General features: G+C 59.2%; 2 protein-coding genes. Both read right to left on the reverse strand.

Going from position 1 to position 2,014, the window contains the following annotated elements; genetic code table 11:
• Positions 1-45 precede the first annotated feature (45 nt).
• Positions 46-1,650 (reverse strand): IS66 family transposase, encoded by a 1,605-nt coding sequence (locus DN412_RS42670; RefSeq protein WP_115216970.1) that lies wholly within the window; start codon positions 1,648-1,650, stop codon positions 46-48.
• Between the two features lie 12 nt (positions 1,651-1,662).
• Entirely contained in the window at positions 1,663-1,842 is a 180-nt protein-coding gene (locus DN412_RS42675; RefSeq protein WP_115216971.1) for a hypothetical protein, read from the reverse strand.
• Positions 1,843-2,014 lie beyond the last annotated feature (172 nt).

Here is a 2,014-nt window from a genome sequence, read left to right on the forward strand (position 1 = left end):
ATTTCGTAACTGCTCAATAACCCGGGGCGAACGGCGGCACCCTGTTCAAGCAGAGCGCAGGAGGCGTTGTTCAAGCAGGTGTGGTAGTGGTGGGATGTGATCGCTGCACGAGATGCGGTCTGTCAGGTAATCCCAGAACGAGACGCCCAGTTTGCGACAGGTCTTCTTCAGGCTGGAGAACGTATCGCGACATTGCCGACCGAGCTCGCTGCGCGTGCCGCCACTGATTTTCTGCTTTTTCACGTGATCGCGGATATCGCGCTCACTGCCGTTTGTGTGCAGTGGGACCTCAGGGCGCTCCAGTACCAGGAGCAACTCGGACTTGTTCAGGTGAATGCGCCTGAGTAAACGGTTGAGTGTGGCGTAGCGGGTCTTCTGGGTAAAGACGGCATCAAAGCGCGCTTGCAGTTCGCGCTTGCGCTTGAGGGTGGGACGTCGCTTGTAATCCTTGAGGGACGCGTACAGGGACCAGATGTCGCTGCGCACGCGTGCAATATCCTCGCGGTGTAGATCGTTCAACGGTAGCAGCTTGTGAACCAGGCGCTCCGCATGTACCCAACATAAGCCGTGAATCAGGACATTGAACTGTCCTGCATCGTCGCTGATGATGACGAGATCCTGTGCCACGCCACGCCGCTTCAGACTGCCCAGCAACGCGCCCTCGGTGGCGATGTTGCGGTAGCGGGCAACGTCCATGCCCAGGCCGTTGAGGTGGAGTTGCCATGCACCCTGATCGGCAAATCCTCTGCGGTCGTGCTCACGCAGCGCATTCAGGAACACCTGCGAGAGCCCTTGCTTCTTCATGTAAGCGAGGGCGTCTTCGTTGATCTGGTAGCCGTGTCCGGCGCCGAGCAGTTCGAGGAAATTGATGCGGCTCTTCGAACACGTGCTTTTGAAGCAGGCGAAGTGCTCGTTACCAATATGGGTGACGTAGCCATTGTTGCCTTGATGGCGCGTGCCCGTGTCATCGACCGTCACATATGCTGAGAGCGCCAGCCCGGTCGATAACAGCCCGTCTTTTTCCGCGTGAAACCGCTCCTTGCCCTCTTGCAGCAGCGCGTTCAACTGCCCCGACGAGATCTCGATGCCCCATTCGCGCAATTGCTCACACAACAGCGGCTGGGTAACGTGGCAATGATGGTGCTGGTAGAGCAGATAGCTGACCAGCGTCGCGCCAAAGTGGCTGCCTGCGACGGCCCAGGGAAGTTGCCCGGTCAAGGTACGACCGTCTGGTGTTTGCCAACGTGCAAGCCGATAGCGTGTGTTGCGTGAGCCGATCACCAAGTCCTGCACCACATAATCCCGGTAGCCCTTGAATCGGGATCCCGGCGGGATCAGCCCGGCCGGCTCGATGATCTCTTCGCAATCGATCTTCAGTTGGGCGGTCTTGCTCCTGCCGGGCGAACCGCGTCGTCTACCTGGCTTGGCCTGCTGCTGGACTTTGCCGGCCTCCTCATGCATGCGGCTCGGCTTGAACTTCGGGCGCTTCTTCTCGCCCTTGAGCACAGCGACTTCATCCTTCAGATGCAACTCCTGCTCATGTTGGCGAAGGATGATTTCCATGAGGCCTTCACCCCAGGCGAGCAGCTTCACGACCGCGGGAGTGCGCTCGGCTTCGGGAATATACGGCGCAGCGAGTTTCTGCCTCACGGCTGCGTGAAGCTATGCGCGCTTGCCGGCTTTACGCAGCCGGGCGATTTCCTTTTCCAGTCCTTGAAGCTGCTCCTGCTGGTGATTGACCATCTCGGTCAACCGCTCGAGCACCGCCAGCAATTCAAGCTCCCGCGGCGTCAACTCGCTTCGGTCGATATCCGGCGGGATGAATTTTTGAGGGATGCTCATGGCCCGGCAACGTAGAGAGTGGCGATGCAACGAAAGTTAACATCGCCGACTACGGTTTACAACCGAAATCTATTGCCGCCCGCCAGAAGGCGTCGCCTGCATCCTGGCCCGATGCATCCGGTCAGGGGCGACGCAGCGCCTGAGGGATTGCCCCGGGTTATTGAGCAGTTAC

This window comes from Cupriavidus lacunae, assembly GCF_003353055.1.
In the GTDB taxonomy this organism is placed as follows: Bacteria; Pseudomonadota; Gammaproteobacteria; order Burkholderiales; family Burkholderiaceae; genus Cupriavidus; species Cupriavidus lacunae.